Here is a 15,131-nt window from a genome sequence, read left to right as displayed (position 1 = left end):
TGGATTTGCGCAGCAAATCGGGGGAGGGGGCTCAAGTCGCACGAGGGAGCGAAACCCCTCACCCGGCGCTGTGCGCCGACCTCTTCCTGTGGGAGAGGTCGGCGCCCCTTGACGGGAGCCATCCGACGGGCAATCTGTCACCCATGTTCCTGCAATTCTTCACCTCGTTGCGCGATGCGCAGGTCCCTGTGACACTGCGCGAATACCTCACGCTGATGGAGGCGCTCGACGCCGACCTCGCGGACTACACGGTTGAGAATTTCTACTATCTGTCGCGCGCCTCGCTGGTGAAGGACGAGCGCAACCTCGACAAGTTCGACCGCGTCTTCGGCACTGTCTTCAAGGGGCTGGAGAGCCTGCTCGACGCCATGGACAAGGCGGAGATCCCCGAGGAGTGGCTGAAGAAGCTCGCCGAGAAATACCTCACCGAGGAAGAGAAGAAGCAGATCGAGGCCATGGGCTGGGACAAGCTCATGGAGACCCTGAGGAAGCGGCTCGAGGAACAGAAGGGCCGGCATCAGGGCGGCAGCAAGTGGATCGGCACCGCCGGCACCTCGCCATTCGGCGCCTATGGCTACAACCCGGAAGGCGTGCGCATCGGGCAGGAGAAGAACCGCAACAACCGCGCCGTAAAGGTGTGGGACAAGCGCGAGTTCAGGGATCTCGACGGCAATGTCGAGCTCGGCATCCGCAACATCAAGGTTGCGCTGCGCCGCTTGCGCAAATTCGCCCGTACCGGCGCGCCGGACGAACTCGATCTCGACAACACGATCAAGCAAACCGCCAATCACGGCTATCTCGACGTCGTCATGCGCCCCGAGCGGCGCAACGCGGTCAAGCTCCTGGTGTTCTTCGACATCGGCGGCTCGATGGATTCGCATATCGAGCAGGTCGAGGAGCTGTTCTCGGCGGCGAAGAGCGAGTTCAAGCACATGGAGTATTTCTACTTCCACAACTGCCTCTATGAGGGCGTGTGGAAGCAGAACAAGCGGCGCTTCACCGACCGCACGCCCACCTGGGACGTGCTGCACAAATATCCGCACGACTACAAGGTCGTGTTCGTCGGCGACGCCTCGATGTCGCCTTACGAGATCATGGTGCCTGGCGGCTCGGTCGAGCATGTCAACGAGGAGCCGGGCTCGGTCTGGCTCGAGCGCATCATCCGCACCTATCCGCATGCGGTGTGGCTCAATCCGGTGCAGCAGAAGCACTGGGACTATTCGGAATCGACCACCATCATCCGCCGCATCTTCGCCAACCGCATGTTCCCGATCACCATCGAGGGGCTCGAGGGCGCGATGAAGGAGTTGACGCACTGATGTGCGCCGCCGTCATTCCGGGCTCGCGCTTCGCGCGCCCCGGAATGACAACAAGAGGGAGAAGCACATGCCCCAAAACATTACCCGCGGCATCAAGGCGCTGATCGACGAGGCCAATGCCGAAATCGAGACGCTGTCGGCAAAAGACGCCATCGAGATCTCCAAGAATGGCGACGTCGTCATCGTCGACATCCGCGACCCCCGCGAGATCGAGCGCGACGGCCGTATTCCCGGCGCGTTTGCCTGCACCCGCGGCATGCTCGAATTCTGGATCGATCCGCAGAGCCCCTATGCGAAGCCGATCTTCCAGGAGGACAAGAAGTTCGTCTTCCATTGCGCCGGCGGCCTGCGTTCCGCGCTCGCCGCCAAGACCGCGCAGGACATGGGCCTCAAACCAGTCGCCCACATCGCCGGCGGCTATGCCGCCTGGCGCGACGCCGGTGGCCCGGTGGAAAAATGGGAGCCGAAGAAGGGGTGAGGGGTGCTTCGCTGTCACTCCAATCTCCGGCGTCATTCCCGCGAAAGCGGCGAATCTGGTACGCCGCGGCCTCTCCGCTCGATCACAGCCGCCTCTGGAATACTGGATCGCGCGGACAAGGCCGGGCGATGACGGCGGAGTTTGACGCGCACTGCTTCAACCTCGCTCACGCGCGCTCGGGAATAACGAAAAGGAAATGCAAGCAATGACCACCCCGACCGACCCCCTCGTCTCTACTGAATGGCTCGCCGCCCACATCGGCGACGCCAACGTGAAGGTGCTCGACGCCACCTTCAAGCTGCCGGGCGTGCTGCCGCTGCCGAAGGACGACTATCTCGCCGCGCACCTGCCGGGCGCGGTGTTCTTCGATGTCGACGCTGTGTCCGACCATTCCAATCCGTTGCCGCACATGTCTCCGAGCGCCGAGCAGTTCGGCCGCGACGTCGGTCGTCTCGGCATCAGCAATGCCGATACCGTCGTGATCTACGATGCCGGCGGCTGGGTCGCCGCGCCGCGCGCGTGGTGGATGTTTTTGTCCTACGGCCACGGCAACGTGCGCATTCTCAATGGCGGCCTGAAGAAGTGGCGCGCCGAGGGGCGTCCGGTCGAGAGCGGCGAGGGGAAGCCGAAGGCCCAGGCTTTCAAGGCGAGCTACGATCCGAAGCGTGTGCGCAGCATGCAGCAGTTGATCGCGAACGTCGAAAGCCGTGCCGAGCAGGTGATCGATGCGCGTCCCGCGGAGCGCTTCGAGGGCCGCGTTGCGGAGCCGCGGCCGGGCATCCGCTCCGGCCACATCCCGGGCGCCCGCAACGTGCCCTATGCCCAATTGTTCGATGCCGCGACCGGCGAAATGAAGCCGCCCGCCGATCTCAAGCAGACCTTCACCGGCGCGGGCGTCAAGCTCGACGCACCGATCGTGACGAGCTGCGGCTCCGGCGTCTCTGCCGGCGTGCTGACGCTCGCGCTGTACCGCCTCGGGATCACCGACACCGCGCTCTATGATGGCTCTTGGTCGGAGTGGGGCCAGGAAGGCGGCCCGACGATTGCGACCGGGCCGGCGTGAGGCTCGCTTAGCGGACGCGGGTGGTCGCCGCGTAGGCCGGCTGCCGATATTGTTGCAGCGGCTGCATGGCGAAGGGATTGAATGTCTGCTGCACTGGCGGCGGTGGCGGCCGCCGCACGGTCCGGTGCTGCTTCTTGGCGCGCTGCTTGGCGGCCTGCTTGTCGGACGCATCGCTCTCCGCCTTGGCTTTCGCCGGCGGGGCCTGCGGAGCGGCTGCAGCGAGCGCTGCGACCTCTGTAATTGCCTCTGATGGCGCGATGGTGCTGGCGGCATCAGCCTGTTGCGGTTCGGGTGAGTTGACCGGCGTCGGCACCGGCTCGCCGGTGGCGGGCATGGTCGTGCTGGTCGAGGGTGTGGTTTCGGCCGATGCGGATTGCGGCGCCGGCGTCTCGGCCGGTGGAGAGGGAGCTTCAGTCGCGGCCGGTTCGCCGGCGGCCGACGCAACCGGCCCGCTGCTCACCTCCGATGTCGGTGCGGCCACCTGCTCGGGTCCGCTTTCGGGAAGGCCGACGGTCGGGACGTAGTCGCGGACCGAGGTCGAGGGCGGCAGCGGCTCGGCGCGGAGCGCTGCGAGCACCGGCTGCGTCGGTTCGTTTGCCTGCGCGAACACCTGCTCCTGCGGGCCGTTTCGCCAGGACGGATTGCTGACGAACTGTTCATGCGTCGCCCGGAGCAGCGCGGCGGCACCTAAGCCGAATACCAGGATGGAGGTTGACAACAGGATCGCCGCAAGCAGGAAGCGGAAGCCGGGAAGCATCGAAGGGCAATTTCCGCCTTGGCAGGTTGATGCCGAGGCCCTTGAGCCATCTGAACGCGGTGACGGTACTGACTGCCGCCTTCGCCGCGCGGGAAACTGGTCAAAGCGGAGGGCGAATCAGGCTGATTCGAGAATACCCGAACGGTCCCGGGCCGTTCCGTAAAAATCGGGAGCGGAGAGTCCGGCGACCTACGGCCCCGCGCGATTTCCGCTCCGTGATGCACCGGCGCAACGGTCGCGCCGCCGATCACAAATCACCAAATCAGGCCCGGATCGGCCTGTTTTGTCTTGAATGCGCCGCGATCTTCGTCCATGTGCCGGTTAACGGTCCGGTCGGGCCTGGGGACTACACTAGGGCGATGATGATCAAACATTTTCTGACGATTTGCGCTGCCGCAACAACTGCTGCGGCGGGAGCCTCGCTCGCGCACGCTCAGCAGGGCTATCCGGTCCAGCAGGCCCCGGTCTATCAGCAAGGCTATCCGTCCGAATATCGTCCCGGCGACCGCGTGCCGAATTTCGACGCGCTCGAGGATGACGACGACGCGATGCCGTCGCAGCCGCGGAACTCAGCCGCGCTGCCTCCGCCCGGCCCCTCCGGTCCGGTGATGTCGCCGGACGATCCGCGCTACGGCCGGCCGGCCGGTGCGCCGGTCTACTCCAACAACGCTCCGCAGGGTCCGGTGGTGTCGCCGGATGACCCGCGCTACGGCCGGCCGGCCGGTGCGCCCGTCTATTCCAACAATGCGCCGCAGGGTCCGGTGATGTCGCCGGATGATCCCCGTTATGGCCGCCCCGCCGGCCCGCCAGCGGTGATCTATGCCGACCGTCCTGCCGGGCCGCAGGGCGCCAACGACGGCCTGCGTCCGCCGGAAGGCGTCGGTGGACCCGCCGCGACCGGCGCTGTCCAGCAACAGCAGCCTGCCGGTCCGAATGGCCAGCCGATGACGGTTGCGGCGCTTCCGCCCGAGGAGCAGCCTGACGCAGCGCCCACGCAGTTGCCGGCGAACCTGCGCCGCCAGGAGGTCTCGTTCCAGACCAAGGAGCCGGCCGGTACGCTCATCGTCGATACCCCGAACACCTACCTCTATTACGTCCTCGGTAATGGCCGCGCGATCCGCTACGGGGTGCGCGTCGGCCGTGACGGTTTCACCTGGACCGGCGTGCAAAAGATCACCCGCAAGGCGGAGTGGCCGGATTGGCATCCGCCGACGGAAATGATCGAGCGCCAGCCCTATCTGCCGCGCTTCATGGCTGGCGGTCCCGGCAATCCGCTCGGCGCGCGCGCGATGTATCTCGGCTCGACGGTGTACCGGATCCACGGCACCAACCAGCCCTCGACGATCGGCAAGTTCGTCTCCTCGGGCTGCATCGGCATGCTGAACGAGGACGTCTCCGACCTGTTCGATCGCGTCAAGGTTGGCACCCGCGTCGTCGTGATGCCCGGTGGCCCGTCGCCGGGAACGGCAACTGCATCTGCCGCGCCGACGCCCGGCGCTGCTGCGCCTGCGCCTATGGCTGCCCAGGCCGGTCCGGCCCCGGGCACGCAGCCGACCGTCGTGCCGCCGCTGCCGGCGCCCGTCACTGTGCGCTAAAAGCTTCGAAAGACACTTGATTGCGAAGGGCGTGCCATCGGCACGCCTTTTTCGTTTCAGGCCAACCGCTTCGGCGGCTCGCTGCCCTTGGTCCAGGCGTCGATCGCCTCGACCATCTGCCCGTAATGGATGCGCAGCCCATCCTCGGTGGCGTAGCCGAGATGCGGCGTCAGCACGACATTGTCGAGCTTGCGGATCGGATGATCGGTCGGCAGCGGCTCGACCGAGAACACGTCGATGCCGGCGCCTGCGATCTTCCTCTGCTGCAGCGCCTCGAGCAGCGCTGCCTCGTCGACGATCGGTCCCCGCGCGGTGTTGACGAGATAGGCGGTCGGCTTCATCCGCGCGAGATCGGCGGCGCCGACCAGCCCGCGCGAGCGCTCGCTCAGCACCGCGTGGATGGTGATGATATCCGCCTTCGCAAACAGCTCCTCCTTGCTGGCGTAGCCGACGCCCACCTCCTTGCATTTCTCAGCGGTCAGATTCGGGCTCCAGGCGATGACGTTCATGCCGAACGACTTCGCGATCCCCGCGACCTTGCTGCCGAGCTTGCCGAGCCCGACGACGCCAAGCGTCCGGCCCTCGATCTCGATGCCCGCAAAACTCTGCCAGGGTTCGCCCGCATGCATGCGCGCGTTCTCGCGGCCGATGCCGCGGGTCAATTCCAGGATCAGGCCCATGGTAAGCCCGGCGGTCGGATCGCGGGAATATTGCGTTCCGCAGATCACGACGTTGCGCGCTTTCGCCGCTTCCATGTCGATCGCGGCATTGCGCATGCCGGAGGTCAGCAGCAGCTTCAGCCTGGGGAGCGCCTCGAACAGGCTGCTCGGAAACGCCGTGCGCTCGCGCATCGCGCAGACGATCTCGAAGTCCCCCAGCGCACCGACAGCGGCTTGCTCGGAGGCGAACGGATGATTGAACACCGTCATGTCGACGCGGTCGGAGATCTTTGACCAGTCGGCGACGTCTTGGGCGATGTTGAAATAGTCGTCGAGAATTGCACAGCGTAGCCGCGTCATCGGGGAAAACCGTCCATCCATGGCGAGGAACGACGGCGCGGGCAGGGGCGCCATCGATCGAACCTCGCCATGCTTGCGCGCAATCGGCAGCCGGCGCAAGCAGCAGGACGCTTCAAAAATCCGGCAGCAGGCGGGGCGTCAGAGATCGCGCGGTTTGAGGCGGAACGGCGCGTCCATGCCGTGCTTGGCACGCCAGGCGGGACCCGGGCCGCGCATGTAGTGAAGTTCCGGGCGGTAGGGGTTGAAAGCCGTGGCGAAGAACCGGACCCAGAACGCGCGGAGCTCTGCGAAGAGGGTGGAGCCTCCGGCTCCTGCCGGGACGGGATGAGAGGTTGTCTCGATCATTGCCATGATGCGGCCTCGCTGTTTTCCCCGCCGCTTCTGCCGCAGGTGGCGCTTTTTGTGGCGCCACGGCCAGCTTTGGCCTGCTTTATTAAAAAATGGTTTCAATTGTAGGGATCAGCTTCCCGGATGGTGTCCATTCCGTATTCATCCGTGGTGAACGGAGGGAAAACGTTGCCCTTTGGGGGCGGGATCGCTACATCGGCGGCAAGCAAATTTCCTCAAATCGAAGGTTTTACGGGACCGATGGCGCGCCAGTTCGTCTACTTCATGCAAGGCCTGACCAAGAGCTACCCGACCCGCAAGGTGCTCGATAACATCCATCTGAGCTTCTACCCGGACGCCAAGATCGGCGTGCTCGGCGTCAACGGCTCGGGCAAGTCGACGCTGCTCAAGATCATGGCCGGCCTCGACAAGGAGTACACCGGCGAGGCTTGGGTCGCCGAGGGCGCCCGCGTCGGCTATCTCGAGCAGGAACCGCAGCTCGACCCCAAGCTTTCCGTCCGCGAGAACGTCATGCAGGGCGTCGCCAAGCAGAAGGCGATCCTGGATCGCTACAACGAGCTCGCCGTCAATTATTCGGACGAGACCGCCGATGAGATGACCAAGCTGCAGGACGAGATCGAGGCCCAGGGCCTCTGGGATCTCGACAGCAAGGTCGACCAGGCGATGGACGCCTTGCGCTGCCCGCCCGACGATGCCGATGTCACGAAACTCTCCGGCGGTGAGCGCCGCCGCGTCGCGCTGTGCCGGCTGCTGCTCGATCAGCCCGAGCTGCTGCTGCTGGACGAACCGACCAACCATCTCGACGCCGAATCCGTGTCGTGGCTTGAAGGACACTTGCGCAACTATCCCGGCGCGATCCTGATCGTCACCCACGATCGCTACTTCCTCGACAACGTCACGGGCTGGATTCTCGAGCTCGATCGCGGCCGCGGCATTCCCTACGAGGGCAACTACTCGTCCTGGCTGGTGCAGAAGCAGAAGCGGCTCGAGCAGGAAGGCCGCGAGGAGGCCGCGCATCAGAAGACGCTGGCCCGCGAGCAGGAATGGGTCGCGTCCTCGCCGAAGGCGCGTCAGGCAAAATCCAAGGCCCGTTATCAGCGCTATGAAGAGCTGTTGAAGCAGGCGAGCGAGAAGCAGACCCAGACCGCGCAGATCATCATTCCCGTCGCCGAGCGGCTCGGCGCCAATGTCGTCGATTTCGAAGGCCTCAGCAAAGGCTATGGTGAGCGTCTCCTGATCGACGATCTCACGTTCAAGCTGCCGCCCGGCGGCATCGTCGGCGTGATCGGTGCGAACGGCGCCGGCAAGACCACGCTGTTCAAGATGATCACCAAGCAGGAAACTCCGGACAACGGCACCATCACGGTCGGCGAGACCGTGCATCTCGGCTATGTCGACCAGTCGCGCGATGCGCTCGACGGCAAGAAGACCGTGTGGGAGGAAATCTCCGGCGGCAACGAGCTGATCCTGCTCGGCAAGAAGGAAGTGAATTCGCGCGGCTACTGCTCGTCGTTCAACTTCAAGGGCGCCGACCAGCAGAAGAAGGTTGGCGCGCTGTCAGGCGGTGAACGCAACCGCGTGCATCTTGCCAAGATGCTGAAGTCCGGCGCTAACGTCCTGCTGCTCGACGAGCCGACCAACGACCTCGACGTCGACACGCTGCGCGCGCTCGAAGAGGCGCTGGAGGATTTTGCCGGCTGCGCCGTCATCATCAGCCATGATCGCTGGTTCCTCGACCGCATCGCGACCCACATCCTCGCCTTCGAAGGCGACAGCCACGTCGAATGGTTCGAGGGCAACTTCCAGGACTACGAGAAGGACAAGATGCGCCGTCTCGGCCAGGACAGCATCATTCCGCACCGCGTGAAGTACAAGAAGCTGACTCGGTGATTTCAGCATGATGCGGCGGACGTTCATCGCTGCGGTGATTGTGCTCACCTGCGGCTTGTCGTCCGCCCACGCCGCCGACGCCGCCTTCACCCAGTTCATCGCTTCGCTGTGGCCGGAGGCGCAGGCGGTCGGCGTGTCGCGCGCGACGTTCGACGAACAGACGCGCGGGCTCGAGCCCGACTACAAGCTGCCTGATCTGATCCTGCCGGGACGGCCCGCGACCGGCGCTCCGTCCCAGGCCGAGTTCGTGCAGGTGCCGGCTGATTACATCAAGGAAGCCTCGATCGCGCGGCTTGCCGGCGAGGGTCAGCGGCTGCTGCAGAAATATCGTGACGCGTTGACCCAGATCGAGAAGAGCTCGGGCGTTCCCGCCACCGTCATGCTCGCGATCTGGGGACGTGAGACCGACTATGGCCGCTACACGCTGCCTTATGACCTGGTGCGCGTGCTTGCGACCCAAGCCTATGTCGGCCGGCGCAAGGACACGTACCGCAACGAGTTCGTCCTTGCGCTGAAGATTCTCGGCGAGGGCGTGGTGGCGCGCAAGGACATGCGCGCGTCCTGGGCGGGCGCCACCGGCCTCACGCAGTTCCTGCCATCCGAATACTACAAGCACGGCGTCGATTTCGACGGCGACGGCCGCATCGACATCTGGCATTCGGTGCCGGACGCACTGGCCTCCGCCGCGCAGCAGCTCGTCAACAAGGGCTGGCAGAGCGGCGTACGCTGGGCCTATGAGGTGCAGGCGCCAGCCAAGGTCGATTGCACGAGCGGCGTGCCGGAGGTGACGAAGCCGATCAGCCAGTGGCTGCGCGAGGGCTTTGTGCCGGTGCGCGGGCAAAAGTTGAATGCGGCTGAACTCGCGCAGCCGGCATCGCTGCTCCAGCCCGAAGGCATTTATGGCCCCTCGTTCCTGACGACGAAAAACTACTTCGTCATCAAGGAATATAATTTCTCCGATCTCTACGTGCTGTTCGTCGGCCATCTCAGCGATCGCATGACGAGCCCGCTGTCGTTCGCGACACCCTGGTCAGCCTCGAAGCAACTACGAACGAAGGACGTCGAGGCGATGCAGCGCGGGCTGACGCGGATCGGGCTCTACAAGGACAAGCTCGACGGCAAGGCCGGCATGCTGACGCGCGCGGCGCTCGGCGCCTATCAGAAGTCGGCGGGACTGAAGGTCGATTGCTGGCCGAGCGAAGAGGTGCTGCGCTCGATCCAGGCGGCGCGTTAGCGAGCACGAAAGAAAAAAGCCCGGCCGATGATCTCGGCCGGGCTTCGATCGCGGCGCGAGGTGCGCCCGTCGATCAACTCAGTAGCAGACGCGGACCGGGCGAACGACCCAGCCGTAACCGTCCCAGTAACGCTGGCGCTGCCAGTAGCAGGGCGCAGGCGGCGGGGGCTCGGCCACGTAGACCGGTCCACCATAGGCCGGGCGGCTCGACGCGATGGCGCCGCCGACGATGGCTCCGCCGATCAGGCCGGCTGCGATGCCGGCGCCGACGCCGTCATGGGCCTGAGCGGGCGGAGTGGCGGTCGCCAGCGTACCGGCGATCGTCGCAACCGTGAGGGCGGCAACTAAAGTCTTCTTCATGCTTAGGGCTCTCCTGGGAGAAGGCGCTCGAAAGAGCGCCGGGTTTCAAAGGCTCACGCACACTCTGATGGAATTAGCCGTCCTGCTAGGAAGCGCGCAAATGGTCAATCCACCGTAAACACTCGCGGAGCTGTGACGAGAAAAAGCGGTCTTTTTCGGGCTTTTGGCTGAACGGAGGTCCCGTAAAAAACCGGCCGTTCCGGCACAAATCTGTGGGAAAGCCCTCAGCCGCAGACGCGCACGCGACGCACACGCCAGGCATAACCGTCCCAGAAGCGCTGACGCTGCCAGACGCAGCCGCCGTAATAGTCGTCGGCGGCATAGCCCGGGCCGTAGTAACGGGGCGGAGGCGGATAGCCGGGACCATAATAGTAACCGGGACCGGGTCCGTAATACGGGGATGCCAGCGCGCCCCCGACGATAGCGCCGCCTACGATGCCGGCGGCCACGCCCGCGGCGACACCACGCTGCGCATGGGCCGGCGCAGGCGCAAGCGCCGATGCGGCCAGGGTGGCGGCGGCAGCGAGTGCCAGGAGCGATTTCTTCATGGATTTCACCTTTCACAGCGAGCGCGGACGTGGTTCCCCACCCAAGGTTCCATATTCTGCTTGAATGATCAATGAACGGAAGGTCTGCCGGGGGCGACGAATGCGTGCGGGAGGCGGCTCCCGCGAGGCACGAAACCCGAGAAAGAGCCATGAACAGTTTGATGATGAGCGCCCTGATCGCCATCGGGGCCACCTCGGTCATCTGCTTCGTCCTGATGACTCATGTGCAGGACCGCAGCCGGCGGCGCTCGCGCGCGGCTGCCGGTGCCAATGGCGGCGACAGCTATTCTGGAAACACTGACGGCTTTGCGCTGGGGAGCTGGTTTTTCAGCGACAATTCATCGTCGTCGGTCGATAGTTCCGGCAATCCGATCGGCAGCGGCTCTTGCAGTTCCAGTGACAGCATCAGTAGTGACAGCAGCGGCGGCGGTGGCGGGGACAGCGGTGGTGGCGGCGGCGATTAGGCCCCAATTCGGTTGCAACCTTGATCCAGCGCAAGTTGTCTTTTTAGACCCGTTCTAGGCTGAATCGCGGCTCAGTTTGGAATAGCTTCAAATACCGGTTTTTCCTTTTGCATCCGGCCGAGCCTTTAAATATCGATGATGGTGCATCACCGAAGGGCCTGCCGCTTTCCATGATCGTCTGTTCCTGTAACGTGCTGAGCGATGACGACATCCGCGCCGCCGTCGCCGATTCCGACGACGCCGTGCGACATGCCAAGCAGGTCTATGGCTGCCTCGGTTGTAGCGCCGAATGCGGACGCTGCGCGCGGACCATCAAGACCATCATCGATGAAGCTCTCGGCCCGTGCGCCACGTCCTGCTGTGCCGGTTGCCCGCACAGCCACCAGGTCGCTGCCAACGACGAGATCGTCGAGCCCGCCTCGTTCGCACTCGCGGCCTGCTGACTTCTCTTTCTTCAATCGGCTGAGCTTATCCCCGGGTGCGACCCTGCGATGGGTTGCTCCCGTTCCAAACTTGTTTTAGAAGCGTTCTAAATTCGGTTTATTACCGATGAGGCCGCAAGAGCTGGAGTGAATCATGCAGGGCGACGCGAAAGTTATCGAATATCTCAACAAGGCACTGCGTCACGAGCTCACCGCGATCAATCAATACTGGTTGCACTACCGCTTCCTCGACAATTGGGGCTTGCGCGACATGGCCAAGGTCTGGCGCAAGGAATCCATCGAGGAGATGGAGCACGCCGACAAGCTCACCGAGCGCATCCTGTTCTTCGACGGCTTCCCGAACATGCAGGTGCTCGATCCCCTGCGCATCGGCCAGAACGTCAAGGAGATCATCGATTGCGATCTCGCTGCCGAGATCAGCGCGCGTGCGCTCTACCAGGAAGCGGCCACCTACTGTCACAGCGTGAAGGACTACGTCACGCGCGACCTGTTCGAGAAGCTGATGAGCGACGAGGAGCATCACATCGATTTCCTCGAGACCCAGCTCGACCTGATCGGCCGCATTGGTCTCGAGCTCTACACCCAGAAGCACGTCGGCGGACTCGAGGGCGAGGGGCATTAAGCTCCGACGCTAGCCGCAAACTCCCCATGTCGTCCCGGCGAAAGCCGGGACCCATCACCCCAGGGAGAAGTTGTGGTGCAGAGCCGGTAACCACGAGTCTTCGCCAAACTACTCCCTGCGGCTATCACGACGAGCGAAACGCGCGGGGGTCCCGGATCTGCGCTTCGCTTGTCCGGGACGACACTGTGCTCGTTGCGCCGGCCTACAACTGCGTCTTGTAGCGCGCTTCCACCACGTCCTGGCTCTCCGGTTCGCCCAAGCCCGTCTGGTCGTGAATGACCTGGACGATGCTCGGCATCACCGCGCGCTCAACCTTCGCCTCCGGCGACCACAGCTTTGAGCGCATCAAGGCTTTGCCGCAGTGGAAATAGACCTCGCTCACCGCGACGCTCAGCACCGCGCGCGGCGGCTTGCCGAACTCGACCATCGAGGCGAGCAGCTCCGGAGCGGCGGACAGCGTGCCGCGACCGCCGACGCGCAGCGTCTCGTCGATACCTGGCACGAAGAACAACAGATGCACGAAGCCCGAGCCTTCGACGACGTTCCTTAAACTGTCGATCCGGTTGTTGCCGGAGCGATCAGGCATCAGCAACTCATTGGGGCCGGCGACGTGGACGAAGCCGGCACCACCACCGCGCGGCGAGGCATCGACGCTGCCATCAGTGCCCGACGTCGCCAGCACGCAGAACGGCGACATCTCGATGAACTTCCTGGCATGCACGTCGATCGCGGGCCGCGCTTTCGCGATCACGCGCGGGCTCGGCTTCGCATAGATGGTGGAGGTCTTCAGCGCAAAGATCGGTCAACGGCGGGCCTCCGCTTGAGCTGGCGCGTCAAACTACCTGATAGGGCCGCTCGCAGCCAACGAAATCCGGCTTTGGCCCGCGAAATCAGTGCCTCGCCTTGTCATGCAGTGCGAGTAGCGATTTGGGCGCGACGTTGCGCCAGGCCATCGTGAGTGCGCTTCGCAACGTCACCTGATCAGCTTTCGCCAGCCTCACATTGGTGCTGCCCGTCTTGCCCCACGCGCCGGGCACCGGACGAAACATCTCCGGTTCGGCGGCGACCAGCATCGTCTGCTGCTCCGGGGTGAGCTTGACCATGCCCCATTCGTCATCGGGATAGCCGAGCGTTGCGAAGACGCGCTTGCCGACGCGAAAATCGGCATGTCCGTGATGCTCACCCTCGACGGCGCCGGGCAACGCGAGCGCAGTCCGGCGAAAGCGAGCGGTCGACATCGGATCCTGTTGCTGGTGTCACATCGTCCGCTGCGGTGCCGTCTGCAGCAATTGCCGGAGCTGCTCAGTGTAGAATTTTGCGTTGCCGGTGGTGCCGTGGCCGCGCGTCTCCGTGCTCGCGGGGATCAGATACAGGCGGCCGTTCTTGACCCGCTTCATCGCCGCTTCCGTAACGCCCGTCTCCGGCGGATTGCGCTCGTCGTCGGCAGCGTTGATCAACAGCAGCGGTGCTTCGATGCGCTCCAGCCGCTCTGAGGCATTGTAGTCGTGCGAGGACTCCCACTGATAGACGAAGTCATTGGCATCCGCGGTGATTGGTGCAGCGAGTCGTTCGTCGACCATCTTGTCGGCCTTGGCCGCCGTCGGCGCCTGCGCCTGATAGGCGAGCGTCCCGCCGATGCTGGCGATGCCATAGGCGACGATGGCGTATTTCATCATGCGCGGTTGGCTCGTGTAGTTGCCGCCATTGTAGTCGGGATCGCTGCGGATGGTGTCGAGCATGATCCGCCGCATCATCCAGTTGCGCGAGGCCATCTCGGTCGGCTGCGAGGCCATCGGCGCCAGCGCATCCATGCTTTGCGGATATTTCTCGCCCCACAGCCAGGTCTGCATGCCGCCCATGGAGTTGCCCATCACGAGGCGCAAGTGCTTGACGCCGAGCCCCTCCGTCACGAGTCGGTACTGCGCCTCGACCATGTCGTCGTAATCGTACTTCGGAAAGCTCGTCTTCATTCCGTCTGACGGTTTTGACGATTTGCCGTGGCCGACCGCATCGGGAATGATGATGTAGTATTTGGACGCATCGAGCGGCTGTCCGGTGCCGAACAATTCGCCCGCGAAAGCCGGCGTCAGCATGCCCGCGGCGGATTGGCCAGTGCCGTGCAGCACCAGCACCGGCTGACCGGTCGGCTCGCCGATCGTGGTGTAGTGCAGCTTCAGCTCCGCCATGGTCTCGCCGGTGTGGAACTTGAAGTCCCTGGCGATCCACTCGCCTTGTTTCGGAGCTGGATAATCAGCCGCCATCGCCGGTATCGAGATGGATAGCAAAACGGCGGCAAGCATCGCGCCCGAAATCTTCATGTGTTTCTCCCCGCTGCGGCCGCTTTCATCCGGGCCGCTTCGCGGGCGATCTTATCAGCGTCACCTCGAGGATCGAGAGCGGATACTCCGCCGTCCGCCAGAACATTTTTGCAATGGTGCATCGCGCAAGCGGAATATTTCGGCGGCCGGCCAACGGGCCCATCAGCTCATTCGTGCTTGAGAAAGCCGAGCGCGTACCAGCCCCAATAAACCCTGTGGTGCTGGATCAGGCCCTTATCGATCTCCATGATCTCGACCAGCTCCATCTGGTCGCCGTCGGGAGAGACGCGTGGATATTCCCAGGTGACGATGCGGCCGTCCGTGAAGAAGCCCTGCTTGAAGCGCTTGCGCTGAGGCGGATTGGTCTGGAAGACGCGCGCAATGAAGCTGCGCAAATTGTCCTTGCCTTTGACGATTCCACTTGGAGTCTTCAGGAGGCGTTGGACCAGCGGGCTTTCGATGGATGCATCATCTGCATAGAGTGCGAGCGCTGCCTCGAGGTCCTTGTTGCCGAGGGCTTCGTCCCACAGCCTGCAGATGCGTTCGGCGTCGCCTTTGTGTGCTTCGTTGATCACGGTGCAATCCTCGCGATTCAGGGATATTTCCCAGGGATCGCAGAGCTGCGCCGCCAAAGTTTCACGGAATTCTGAAATGACCGCGCTTTGGATGATTG

18 protein-coding genes are annotated in these 15,131 nt (G+C 64.1%); 9 read left to right on the top strand and 9 right to left on the bottom strand.

Annotation, left to right across the window (positions count from 1 at the left end):
• Positions 1-143: 143 nt before the first annotated feature.
• From SO139_RS13545 to sseA, 3 genes are all read left to right on the top strand, one after another.
• The gene (locus tag SO139_RS13545) at positions 144-1,319 is read left to right on the top strand and encodes a vWA domain-containing protein (protein WP_449384624.1); all 1,176 of its coding nucleotides are present in this window, start codon (positions 144-146) and stop codon (positions 1,317-1,319) included.
• Between the two features lie 67 nt (positions 1,320-1,386).
• Positions 1,387-1,797: a rhodanese-like domain-containing protein gene (locus SO139_RS13540; RefSeq protein WP_474801283.1), complete on the top strand. Its 411-nt coding sequence runs from the start codon at positions 1,387-1,389 to the stop codon at positions 1,795-1,797.
• Between the two features lie 205 nt (positions 1,798-2,002).
• Entirely contained in the window at positions 2,003-2,860 is an 858-nt protein-coding gene (gene sseA, locus SO139_RS13535; RefSeq protein ID WP_498540166.1) for a 3-mercaptopyruvate sulfurtransferase, read from the top strand.
• 7 nt (positions 2,861-2,867) lie between these two features.
• Here sseA and SO139_RS13530 read toward each other — a convergent pair whose 3' ends face one another.
• The gene (locus SO139_RS13530) at positions 2,868-3,617 is read right to left on the bottom strand and encodes a hypothetical protein (protein WP_449381874.1); all 750 of its coding nucleotides are present in this window, start codon (positions 3,615-3,617) and stop codon (positions 2,868-2,870) included.
• A 359-nt stretch (positions 3,618-3,976) separates the two neighbouring features.
• Between SO139_RS13530 and SO139_RS13525 the strand changes: the two genes are divergently transcribed.
• Positions 3,977-5,212, top strand: coding sequence for a L,D-transpeptidase (locus SO139_RS13525; protein WP_449381873.1), 1,236 nt, complete (start codon positions 3,977-3,979; stop codon positions 5,210-5,212).
• A 56-nt stretch (positions 5,213-5,268) separates the two neighbouring features.
• Here SO139_RS13525 and SO139_RS13520 read toward each other — a convergent pair whose 3' ends face one another.
• Both SO139_RS13520 and SO139_RS13515 read right to left on the bottom strand, forming a co-directional pair.
• Positions 5,269-6,231, bottom strand: a complete 963-nt coding sequence (locus SO139_RS13520; RefSeq protein WP_449381877.1) for a D-2-hydroxyacid dehydrogenase family protein — start codon at positions 6,229-6,231, stop codon at positions 5,269-5,271.
• 138 nt (positions 6,232-6,369) lie between these two features.
• The gene (locus SO139_RS13515; RefSeq protein WP_449381872.1) at positions 6,370-6,582 is read right to left on the bottom strand and encodes a hypothetical protein; all 213 of its coding nucleotides are present in this window, start codon (positions 6,580-6,582) and stop codon (positions 6,370-6,372) included.
• 237 nt (positions 6,583-6,819) lie between these two features.
• On the opposite strand from SO139_RS13515, the gene ettA reads away from it, so the two are divergent.
• Positions 6,820-8,469, top strand: a complete 1,650-nt coding sequence (gene ettA, locus SO139_RS13510) for an energy-dependent translational throttle protein EttA (protein WP_449381871.1) — start codon at positions 6,820-6,822, stop codon at positions 8,467-8,469.
• Between the two features lie 7 nt (positions 8,470-8,476).
• Complete coding sequence (locus SO139_RS13505; RefSeq protein ID WP_449381870.1) at positions 8,477-9,703, top strand: lytic murein transglycosylase; 1,227 nt, start codon at positions 8,477-8,479, stop codon at positions 9,701-9,703.
• A gap of 78 nt (positions 9,704-9,781) precedes the next feature.
• Here the strand turns inward: SO139_RS13505 and SO139_RS13500 are convergent, their stop codons facing one another.
• Positions 9,782-10,063, bottom strand: a complete 282-nt coding sequence (locus tag SO139_RS13500; protein WP_449381869.1) for a hypothetical protein — start codon at positions 10,061-10,063, stop codon at positions 9,782-9,784.
• A 224-nt stretch (positions 10,064-10,287) separates the two neighbouring features.
• Positions 10,288-10,611, bottom strand: coding sequence for a hypothetical protein (locus SO139_RS13495; RefSeq protein ID WP_474801278.1), 324 nt, complete (start codon positions 10,609-10,611; stop codon positions 10,288-10,290).
• 149 nt (positions 10,612-10,760) lie between these two features.
• Here SO139_RS13495 and SO139_RS13490 point away from each other — a divergent pair, with 149 nt between their 5' ends.
• From SO139_RS13490 to bfr, 3 genes are all read left to right on the top strand, one after another.
• Positions 10,761-11,075, top strand: coding sequence for a hypothetical protein (locus tag SO139_RS13490; RefSeq protein WP_498540165.1), 315 nt, complete (start codon positions 10,761-10,763; stop codon positions 11,073-11,075).
• A 170-nt stretch (positions 11,076-11,245) separates the two neighbouring features.
• Complete coding sequence (locus SO139_RS13485) at positions 11,246-11,518, top strand: (2Fe-2S)-binding protein (protein WP_449381866.1); 273 nt, start codon at positions 11,246-11,248, stop codon at positions 11,516-11,518.
• 133 nt (positions 11,519-11,651) lie between these two features.
• Positions 11,652-12,140: a bacterioferritin gene (bfr, locus tag SO139_RS13480; RefSeq protein WP_027522416.1), complete on the top strand. Its 489-nt coding sequence runs from the start codon at positions 11,652-11,654 to the stop codon at positions 12,138-12,140.
• 202 nt (positions 12,141-12,342) lie between these two features.
• On the opposite strand, the gene SO139_RS13475 is transcribed toward bfr, so the two are convergent.
• The 4 genes from SO139_RS13475 to SO139_RS13460 form a co-directional block, all read right to left on the bottom strand.
• A complete protein-coding gene (locus SO139_RS13475; RefSeq protein WP_449381865.1) occupies positions 12,343-12,891 on the bottom strand; it encodes an MSMEG_1061 family FMN-dependent PPOX-type flavoprotein in 549 nt (182 codons plus the stop codon).
• A gap of 139 nt (positions 12,892-13,030) precedes the next feature.
• Positions 13,031-13,378, bottom strand: coding sequence for an MmcQ/YjbR family DNA-binding protein (locus SO139_RS13470; RefSeq protein WP_449381864.1), 348 nt, complete (start codon positions 13,376-13,378; stop codon positions 13,031-13,033).
• Between the two features lie 18 nt (positions 13,379-13,396).
• Positions 13,397-14,458 carry an alpha/beta fold hydrolase gene (locus SO139_RS13465; protein ID WP_449381863.1) on the bottom strand — a complete coding sequence of 354 codons (1,062 nt, stop codon included), beginning with the start codon at positions 14,456-14,458 and terminating at the stop codon, positions 13,397-13,399.
• A 167-nt stretch (positions 14,459-14,625) separates the two neighbouring features.
• Positions 14,626-15,033: a nuclear transport factor 2 family protein gene (locus SO139_RS13460; protein WP_449381862.1), complete on the bottom strand. Its 408-nt coding sequence runs from the start codon at positions 15,031-15,033 to the stop codon at positions 14,626-14,628.
• Positions 15,034-15,131: the final 98 nt, after the last annotated feature.

It is taken from the genome of Bradyrhizobium sp. UFLA05-89 (assembly GCF_059803475.1).
Note: the sequence above shows the minus strand (reverse complement) of the source record. Positions and strands in the feature narration are given on the sequence as shown.

Excerpts from the sequence above, each read along its gene's own strand:
- SO139_RS13545 (WP_449384624.1), top strand. The coding sequence starts at position 144 with ATGTTCCTGCAATTCTTCACCTCGTTGCGCGATGCGCAGGTCCCTGTG.
- SO139_RS13540 (WP_474801283.1), top strand. The coding sequence starts at position 1,387 with ATGCCCCAAAACATTACCCGCGGCATCAAGGCGCTGATCGACGAGGCC.
- sseA (WP_498540166.1), top strand. The coding sequence starts at position 2,003 with ATGACCACCCCGACCGACCCCCTCGTCTCTACTGAATGGCTCGCCGCC.
- SO139_RS13530 (WP_449381874.1), bottom strand. The coding sequence starts at position 3,617 with ATGCTTCCCGGCTTCCGCTTCCTGCTTGCGGCGATCCTGTTGTCAACC.
- SO139_RS13525 (WP_449381873.1), top strand. The coding sequence starts at position 3,977 with ATGATGATCAAACATTTTCTGACGATTTGCGCTGCCGCAACAACTGCT.
- SO139_RS13520 (WP_449381877.1), bottom strand. The coding sequence starts at position 6,231 with ATGACGCGGCTACGCTGTGCAATTCTCGACGACTATTTCAACATCGCC.
- SO139_RS13515 (WP_449381872.1), bottom strand. The coding sequence starts at position 6,582 with ATGGCAATGATCGAGACAACCTCTCATCCCGTCCCGGCAGGAGCCGGA.
- ettA (WP_449381871.1), top strand. The coding sequence starts at position 6,820 with ATGGCGCGCCAGTTCGTCTACTTCATGCAAGGCCTGACCAAGAGCTAC.
- SO139_RS13505 (WP_449381870.1), top strand. The coding sequence starts at position 8,477 with ATGATGCGGCGGACGTTCATCGCTGCGGTGATTGTGCTCACCTGCGGC.
- SO139_RS13500 (WP_449381869.1), bottom strand. The coding sequence starts at position 10,063 with ATGAAGAAGACTTTAGTTGCCGCCCTCACGGTTGCGACGATCGCCGGT.
- SO139_RS13495 (WP_474801278.1), bottom strand. The coding sequence starts at position 10,611 with ATGAAGAAATCGCTCCTGGCACTCGCTGCCGCCGCCACCCTGGCCGCA.
- SO139_RS13490 (WP_498540165.1), top strand. The coding sequence starts at position 10,761 with ATGAACAGTTTGATGATGAGCGCCCTGATCGCCATCGGGGCCACCTCG.
- SO139_RS13485 (WP_449381866.1), top strand. The coding sequence starts at position 11,246 with ATGATCGTCTGTTCCTGTAACGTGCTGAGCGATGACGACATCCGCGCC.
- bfr (WP_027522416.1), top strand. The coding sequence starts at position 11,652 with ATGCAGGGCGACGCGAAAGTTATCGAATATCTCAACAAGGCACTGCGT.
- SO139_RS13470 (WP_449381864.1), bottom strand. The coding sequence starts at position 13,378 with ATGTCGACCGCTCGCTTTCGCCGGACTGCGCTCGCGTTGCCCGGCGCC.
- SO139_RS13465 (WP_449381863.1), bottom strand. The coding sequence starts at position 14,458 with ATGAAGATTTCGGGCGCGATGCTTGCCGCCGTTTTGCTATCCATCTCG.